This window comes from Rhodopirellula maiorica SM1, from assembly GCF_000346295.1.
Taxonomy (GTDB): Bacteria; Planctomycetota; Planctomycetia; order Pirellulales; family Pirellulaceae; genus Novipirellula; species Novipirellula maiorica.
In genome coordinates, this window is record NZ_ANOG01000228.1 from 1 (window position 1) to 3,017 (window position 3,017).

Below are 3,017 nucleotides of genomic sequence, written 5' to 3' on the forward strand. Positions count from 1 at the left end.
GGACGGCTAGTAGTAATTCCAGTACTCCCGTCAAAATGATGGCCTCATATCGAAACGGCAGAAAATCCGGAAGCATTTCCATCATCTCGGCCGTGCGAAAAAAGTGAGACGAACCAGTCAACAGGAACATCAACCCGACGCCTACCGCCGCACTGTCCTGAGAGTGATGGTTTCGGCGAAAGACCCGGGAAATGACATAAGGGGCGACAAGTAAAACAAGCATTAGGACCGGAGCTATCATTTTGGTCATCTCACTAAGCGTCGAGAAACAACTGAGCAGCCATGGGTGATTCGCTGTCCCCAACGTGGGTTTATTGTTCCGTCTCCAGCGGACACATTAGTCGCTCGCGTTTTTGCCGGATAAAAGCCAAGTGTCCTTCCAAGTGTTCGATGTACAGTGGGATCATCTGGCGAAGCGAAACCGGTCCCGAAACTGAGTGATGCCCCACACGGTCGAATATCGATTCCGGCAATGTACGCAAGACTCGACTCCACTGACGGCGGTTGACCCGAAACAGTAACAATGCATCTTCGATTGTCTGTAACTCGGGTTTGAGTTCACGAATAAACGCGGTCTCGTCATAGTCCAAAAGTTTTGGCTCTTCCATCGCCGCGATGCGTTTCATCCGTTCGATCGAAACCGAGTCACTGTCGGCTAAATGGACGACGACCTCGTGGATCGACCAGTCTCCAGGCCCCGGCTTTGCATGTCGTTGCTCACGGGCTAGTCCCGCGACGGCTGATTCTAAGCGATCAGGCCCCTTTGCATACGCTTCAATCGTTCTCAGTAATTCATTCATGACATATCTCCGAATGGGGAAACATGGATGCAACGTGAGCGTCTGTCCCGCAACGCGGACGGCGAGCCAACCCAATTAGCTCTTGTCACTTGCATAACACAAGCTATGTTAGGAAAGTGGATTGCGTTATGCAAGTCACGGTGCCGGGTTTCTTGCGGCAACGACGGTCCTCTTTCTTGCAAACCGAATACTCAAACTTGATAAAGGAATCGAATGATGAAGATTACTCATCACGTTTTCGCGTTGCTCGTTCTGGCGAGTTGGCTTTTCGCCAGCGTCTTGGTGGCCAAACTAGGCGTTTTTCACGCCCAATCAACGCAGCCTCCCCTCTTTATGCTTACCGCCATCGCAGCGCCCCCACTCGTTTTCATCGTTCTAATGAACGCATCACACGGGGTGCGAAACTACGTTCATCGCCTGAGTCCGGTATTTCTGACCTCCGTCCAAGGGCTTCGGATCCTTGGCGGTTCGTTCTTGTTTCTTTGGTGGTTCGGGCACTTGCCAGCCTTGTTTGCTTGGCCCGCAGGATGGGGCGATGTTTTGGTAGCCGTGCTAGCGCCGACCGTAGCCGCAGCGATTGCCTACGACTCGCGTTTCATTCACTCTCGCGCCTTCGTTGGCTTTCACGTCCTGGGGCTGCTTGATTTTGCTGGTGCGGTGGGGACTGGTTTGATTGCCCGTGGCACCTTTGGCTTTGTGGCGTCCGAACCGGCCACCAGCATCCTTGGCGAATTGCCGCTGTCGCTGATCCCGGGTTTTGCAGTTCCACTATGGATCTGTTTCCATCTAGCCGCGCTTGAACAGCGTCGTGTGATGGATTCTTCGAATACAGCGACTCCGGCCTGAGCGATTGCGAGGGATCGTGGGGACATGCCATCGCCGAGCAGGGGCCAACCGAGTGAATGCAACTTGTGAGTTGCAATCCATCGGTTTAGAATCGAAATGATGAAAAGTAAGTTGCAGCTCGAACAGCCCTGGCGATCCTACTGTCCGGTATCACGAACACTGGATTTAGTTGGTGACAAATGGACACTCGTTGTCGTGCGAGATTTATTGCTCGGGCTGACCCGCTACGAGCAGTTTCTCGATCGTCCCGAAAAAATCTCGACAAATATTCTGGCGAATCGGCTCAAGCGACTCGAGAGCCTTGGGTTTGTTGAGCGACGCCAGTACAGTGATCATGCCAATCGCTTCGAGTACCTGGTCACAACCCAAGGCGAGCGGCTGCGGCCTCTCGTCCAGTCGATCCTCGACTGGGGACTCGAAAATATCGACGGTGCCGAGACTCGGCTGTGGCCTGATTCCGAATCGCAGAAAAAGACTACTCGAAAGAAAGCGACGTCGCGACAACGCAAACGTTAGGCTGGCTCACAGCATCGCGTGGGTTAGCATGCTTCGTTTAACCGTTAGCCGATAGGCGTACGCTAATGGATGCGATCACGACTTCGGCTGATTGTTAAACGATTAAATCGACAAGCCGTCAAGACTTTCGATCCACGGGCTAGCTTCCCAGACACACACGCGAGTTCCGTCACGAAATGTTTTCAAGCATGTCGCTTTCGAGATAGCCACGCTTGATGTGCTCCGCCACGACGGATTTTCAAGCGGCTTTTGGGTTTTCACACAACGATTCTCGATTAGCTGTGTTTAAACCGTCGGCGACCAGCCGCAACGCGACATAAGTCCTAGCTGCATGCCTGCGACAGAAGCTAGCCCGGGACGCAGCTCCCCGTTATCGGGTCGGCAAGGCTTATCGAAGTCCCAAGGAACCTACGATTTTATAAGTGGTGACAGCCTAACTCCGTCCGCTTCCGCCGGGCTTGCGTCCAATGCCATCTACTTTGGCACTAAACGGGTGGCGTTTGCAGCGGTGCGGCGCGGGGCCCGCCCGGTCTAAACCGAACGTTTCACTCGCCTCAACCGGACGGCTCGCGCCGTGCCGCTACCTAAGTCGATGGCATTGGCCTTGCCCCGGTCGGAGCGACAACTGGCAGCTACTCTGCGATGTCCCCAACCTATTTACAGCACGGCCGAGAGGGGAGACAGAAACCCGCGTTAATTCCAACTACATGCAGCTCAGTTAAGTCCCGTGCTCAGCGTTCCCGTATACCCAGCGTCTGACTAATTCGGTCATGCTGATGGATTTGCCGGCAAAAAAATGAGGGGCAAAAACATGAAGAATCGATTCCGGAGATCGCAACGCCGACTGTTTTCTAA

General features: G+C 53.8%; 4 protein-coding genes. 2 read left to right on the top strand and 2 right to left on the bottom strand.

Annotated elements, in window-relative coordinates; translation table 11 throughout:
- Together RMSM_RS42395 and RMSM_RS06865 are read right to left on the bottom strand one after the other, a co-directional pair.
- Nucleotides 1-250, bottom strand: a 250-nt coding sequence (locus RMSM_RS42395; RefSeq protein WP_008693403.1) for a DoxX family protein, incomplete at its 3' end; no start/stop codon positions are given.
- A gap of 61 nt (nucleotides 251-311) precedes the next feature.
- On the bottom strand, nucleotides 312-800 hold the full coding sequence (locus RMSM_RS06865) for a DinB family protein (protein WP_008693404.1): 489 nt from the start codon (nucleotides 798-800) through the stop codon (nucleotides 312-314).
- Between the two features lie 378 nt (nucleotides 801-1,178).
- Here RMSM_RS06865 and RMSM_RS36500 point away from each other — a divergent pair, with 378 nt between their 5' ends.
- Nucleotides 1,179-1,646 (top strand): hypothetical protein, encoded by a 468-nt coding sequence (locus RMSM_RS36500; protein WP_160168246.1) that lies wholly within the window; start codon nucleotides 1,179-1,181, stop codon nucleotides 1,644-1,646.
- A gap of 96 nt (nucleotides 1,647-1,742) precedes the next feature.
- Nucleotides 1,743-2,162, top strand: coding sequence for a winged helix-turn-helix transcriptional regulator (locus RMSM_RS06875; RefSeq protein ID WP_201767010.1), 420 nt, complete (start codon nucleotides 1,743-1,745; stop codon nucleotides 2,160-2,162).
- Nucleotides 2,163-3,017 lie beyond the last annotated feature (855 nt).

Bases quoted from the DNA above. Each gene is read 5' to 3' on its own strand.
- RMSM_RS06865 (WP_008693404.1), bottom strand. From the start codon at position 800: ATGAATGAATTACTGAGAACGATTGAAGCGTATGCAAAGGGGCCTGAT.
- RMSM_RS06875 (WP_201767010.1), top strand. From the start codon at position 1,743: ATGATGAAAAGTAAGTTGCAGCTCGAACAGCCCTGGCGATCCTACTGT.
- RMSM_RS36500 (WP_160168246.1), top strand. From the start codon at position 1,179: ATGAACGCATCACACGGGGTGCGAAACTACGTTCATCGCCTGAGTCCG.